Origin of the sequence: uncultured Oscillibacter sp. (assembly GCF_910587525.1) — a bacterium.
GTDB lineage: Bacteria > Bacillota > Clostridia > Oscillospirales > Oscillospiraceae > Oscillibacter.
On the sequence record NZ_CAJULS010000155.1, the window covers coordinates 1 to 4,508 of the forward strand.

At 64.5% G+C, this 4,508-nt stretch carries 4 protein-coding genes; 1 reads left to right on the forward strand and 3 read right to left on the reverse strand.

Going from position 1 to position 4,508, the window contains the following annotated elements:
* On the forward strand, positions 1-1,361 hold a 1,361-nt coding region (locus QZ326_RS11320; RefSeq protein ID WP_295745240.1), incomplete at its 5' end, for a PTS sugar transporter subunit IIA.
* A gap of 95 nt (positions 1,362-1,456) precedes the next feature.
* Here the strand turns inward: QZ326_RS11320 and QZ326_RS11325 are convergent.
* The 3 genes from QZ326_RS11325 to QZ326_RS11335 are packed head-to-tail and all read right to left on the reverse strand — an operon-like array spanning position 1,457 to position 4,109.
* The gene (locus QZ326_RS11325; RefSeq protein ID WP_295745243.1) at positions 1,457-1,789 is read right to left on the reverse strand and encodes a hypothetical protein; all 333 of its coding nucleotides are present in this window, start codon (positions 1,787-1,789) and stop codon (positions 1,457-1,459) included.
* Between the two features lie 17 nt (positions 1,790-1,806).
* Positions 1,807-2,727 carry a sugar phosphate isomerase/epimerase gene (locus QZ326_RS11330; protein ID WP_295745245.1) on the reverse strand — a complete coding sequence of 307 codons (921 nt, stop codon included), beginning with the start codon at positions 2,725-2,727 and terminating at the stop codon, positions 1,807-1,809.
* Positions 2,724-4,109, reverse strand: a complete 1,386-nt coding sequence (locus QZ326_RS11335) for an MATE family efflux transporter (RefSeq protein WP_295745247.1) — start codon at positions 4,107-4,109, stop codon at positions 2,724-2,726. The genes QZ326_RS11330 and QZ326_RS11335 overlap by 4 nt, the downstream gene beginning before the upstream one ends.
* Between the last annotated feature and the right edge of the window lie 399 nt (positions 4,110-4,508).

A 4,508-nucleotide genomic window follows, 5' to 3' on the forward strand; every position in this document is an offset into this window, starting at 1 on the left:
TGGTGGAGCCCGCCAAGGTGCTCTTCCTGAACAACGCCATCAACCACGGCGTCTTCACCCCCATCGGCACAGCGGAAGCCCTGGAGGCCGGCAAATCCATCCTCTTCATGATCGAGTCCAACCCCGGCCCCGGCCTGGGTCTGCTGCTGGCCTACTGCGTGGCCGGTAAGGGTGAGACCCGCTCCTCCGCCGGCGCCGCCGCCGTCATTCAGTTCGTGGGCGGCATCCACGAGATCTACTTCCCCTACGTGCTGATGAACCCCATCGTCATTCTGGGGCCCATGATCGGCAACATCGTGGGTATCTTCACCCTGTCCATGCTGGGCGGCGGCCTGGCGGCCGCAGCCTCTCCCGGCAGCATCATCGCCGAGATGCTCATGACCCCCAAGGGCGGCTATTTCGCAAACATTGCGGGCATCACCGTGGCCGCGGTGGTCAGCTTCCTGATCTCCGCCTTCCTGCTGAAATTCTTCGGCAAGGACGCAAGCCTTGCCGAGGCCCAGGCCCAGGTGGCGGCCTCCAAGGCCGCCAGCAAGGGCCAGACCATCCCCGCCGCCTCCACCGGAGCCTCTGTGGCCGCCAAGGACGTGCGCAAGATCGTCTTCGCCTGCGACGCGGGCATGGGCTCCTCCGCCATGGGCGCCACCATGGTCCGCAACAAGCTCAAGGACGCGGGCATCACCGATATCGAGGTCATCCACCACCCCGTCAGTGAGATCCCCGGGGACTGCCAGATTGTGGTGACCCATCACGAGCTGTCCGGCCGGGCCGCTGAACGTGCGCCCCAGGCACGGATCATCCCCATCAAGAACTTCATGGGCGCGCCGGAGTACGACACCCTGGTAAAAGAGCTGCTGGATGCCCGGAAGGGCGGCAGCGCTCCCGCACCGGAAGCGGCTCCCGCCGCGAAAGAGGCTCCCGCCGCCTCCGGCGATACCCTGCTGGAGGAGAAGAACATCGTCCTGGGCTGCGCCCCCGTCACTCCCGAGGAGGCCATCCGGGCCTGCGGCAGGCTGATGGTGGACAGCGGCTATGTGGACGAGGCCTATATCCAGGGCATGCTGGACCGGGAGGCCAGCTTCTCCGTGGCCATCGGCAGCCATGTGGCCATCCCCCACGGCACCAACGACGTCAAGCCTCTCATTAAGCGCACCGGCGTTGTGGTCATGACCTATCCCGACGGCATCGACTGGAACGGCGACAGGGTCAAGCTGGTGGTGGGCATCGCCGCCAAGGGCGACGAGCACCTGGAGATCCTGGGCCGCATCGTGGGCATCGCCTCCACCGACGAGGACACCGATAAGCTGGTGGCCTCCGCCGGCGCCGGGGAGCTGTTCAAAAAGCTCAACGGTCTGGCATAAAACCGTTTCCCGCCTGTTCGATTTTCCAATCTGATTTTCCAAAACCGATTTTCCACAAAGCATCCCCGGCCCTGCAAACAGGGCCGGGGATGCTCTCATGTCTCCAGGTCTTCTGTTTTTTCGTCTTCGCCGTCTTCCGCCGTCTCCGGCAGGGCCGCTTCCTCCTCCGGGTCCTGAGCCGGCGGCGTCCAGTAGATTCTCCAGGCCAGAACCAGCAGCGCCAGCGCGCCGCCGCCCAGAACCACCGCCCCCAGCGCCAACATGTGGAGGGCGGGCCGGGGCGCCCCGGGCGTAAAATAGGGGTCGATCAGCTGGAAAAACAGGTACCCCAGGTACAGCCCGCACATGGCATACAGCCCCGCCCGGCTCTGCCGGCTGGGGGCGGGCCGCTCCGCCGGGGTCCCCTCGCGTTTCTTTCGTCCAAACATGGCGTATCTCCTCTCTTTCAAAGGGCGTCCCGCAGCGTCCGCAGGGAGGCCAGATGCCCGTCCAGCACCGGCAGTGTCAGGTCCTCCATCTCCAGGGAGACCTCCTCGTCATAACCGCTCATCCGCACCACGGAGAAAAACTCCCGCCACCACTGGAGGCCGTGACCCGCGCCCACGGCCACATAGTTCCAGGCCCGCGCCCGGAACTCGCCGATGGGCCTGGTATCCAGCATCCCGTTAGGCCCGGCCATGCGCCGCTCCCGCCGGGCGTCCTTGCCGTGGATGTGGTAGATGGCCCCCTGCTCTCCCAGGACCCGGGCGGCCTCTATGGGGTCGCCGCCCATCCAGAAGAGGTGGGAGGGGTCCAGATTCATGCCCACCGTGGGGCCCACCGCCGCCCGCAGGCGCAGCAGCGTCTCCGGGTTGTAAACCAGCTGCATCCCGTGGTTTTCCAGCGCGATTCTGCGGATGCCGTGGTCCTGTGCCAGCCGTACCAGGCGCTCCCAGGCGGGAACCGCCGCCTCATTCCACTGGTAGTCCAGGATCTCCTGGGTCTCCGGCGGCCAGGAGGCGGTGACCCAGACCGGCGTCCTGTCCCCGGGACATCCGGCGGGCAGTCCGCTCATCATCACGATCTTCTCCACACCCAGCAGCTCCGCCAGGCGGAAGGTCTTCTCCGTCACCTCCATGTGGGCCCGATAGGCCAACGGATTGCCGGAGCAGTTCAGGGCGCAGAGGGAGAGCCCCCGCCGCCGCTGGGCGTCCAGCCACCGCTCCCGGGCGGTCCCGGAATCCAGCAGGCCGTCCAGGTCCGCATGGGGCGCGGCGGACCAGTTTCCGGTGCCGATCTCCAGGGCGGAGACGCCCTGCTCCGCACAGAAGTCCAGCATCTCCTCATAAGGCATATCCAGGGTACAGGTTTTCACGGCAAGTCTCATAGAATTTCCTCCTCACTGCCGGCAGCGCCGCCGGGGCGGGTGACGGTCCGGACCCACTTCCAGCTGTGGAGCCGGAGGGCCACGGGGATGATCTTATAGAGCTGGTCCCACTTCAGCAGGAAAAACACCGCCGCCGGGGGCCACGCCCACCAGAAAGCCGCTGCGGCTGACAGGGGCACCACAATGCCCCACATGCTGATGAGGTTCATTCTGGCGCTGAAGGCGGTGTCCCCGCCACCGCGGATGATGCCGTTGTCGCAGGCCATCTGATAGGCGGTACCCACTGTGGTCAGGGCGATGATCCCCATAAACCGGAGGGCCAGCTCCCGGGCCCCGGCCGTCAGCGCAGCGCCGAACACCGCCAGAATGGGCCGCCGCAGCAGGAGGATGGCACCACCGGAGACCAGGCCGATCAAAATGAACACCGCCTGGAGGGTGGACACCAGGGGCCGCAGCTCCTCCCGCCGCCCGCCGCCGACGGTCCTGCCCACCACGATGCCGGAGGCGGACGCCGCGCCGTAGGCCGCCACGGAGAGCACCTGATACACCTGCACGGCGATGGCGTTGGCCGCCGTCACATCTCCGCCCAGGTTGCCCAGGATACCGGTCTGCACCATCTGGGCCACGCCCCACAGCGCCTGGTTCACCAGCACCGGCGCGGAGACCCGGTTGTAGTCCCGCAGATAGCTCTTATCGGTGAAGAGCAGCTTTTTCATCGTCAGGCACAGCCGCTTTTCCCGGCGCTTCAAAAACCAGACCACAATCAAAAGTTCCACGCACCGGGAGATCAGAGTGGCAATGGCCGCCCCCCGGACCCCCAGCTCCGGGAAGCCCCAGCGGCCATAGATCAGCAGATAGTTCAGCGACACGTTGATGCACAGGGTGGAAAAGGCGGTCACATAACCGATCTTCACAATGCCCACTGACCGCAGAGAGGCCGCCAGAATATTGGTAACCGTAAAGATAATATATGTAAAACAGATGATCCGAAAGTATTGGACTCCCTGGGCGATGACCGCCTCCTCATTGGACAGCAGCCGCAGCACCCGCTCCGGCGCCGCCAGCACCAGGGCAAACAGCGCCGCCGCCAGTCCTCCGCCAAACCGCAGGGCCACACCGATGATGTGGGGAATGGGCTTCAGGTCCCCTTTGCCCCAATACTGGGCCCCCAGAACCACAACGCCCTCTCCCGCACCGGTGACCAGCATCTGCAGCAGAAACTGCACCTGGTTGCAGAGGCTCACACCGCTCATGGCGTCCTGGCTGTACCGCCCCAGCATCACCGTGTCCATCAGATTCACGCCGAAGGTCAGCAGGTTTTGAAGGGTCAGAGACATGGCCAGGGCAAAAAAGGCGCGGTAAAAACTCTTCTCTCGGATCATGACAGGGGAGCTCCTTGGCAAAAGTAATGGAGCAAGTATACCCCAGCGGCGGGAAATTGGCAAGTCCTCCGTAAGGGCAAACCAAGAATTACCGACCTGCCCATGGGGAAATCCCACAAAGGTACGTCTCATTATTGTACGAATGGACCAGCGCAAAAAGGTCGACCTTTCCTTGCTTTTTGAAATCAGGATGGTATAATGGAAGCCAGTGACAATACAAAAGGAGAGTATGCTTATGCCCCCCTCTGATTCCCGCCTTCTGTTTCAGTTCCACGGAAGGCCGCCTCTGGGCGCCTCCGTCTCCCTGGCCCTCCAGCACCTGGTGGCCATGATCGTGGGCTGTGTCACGCCGCCCATCATCATCGCCGGGGCCATCGGCCTCAGCCAGGCGGACCGGGT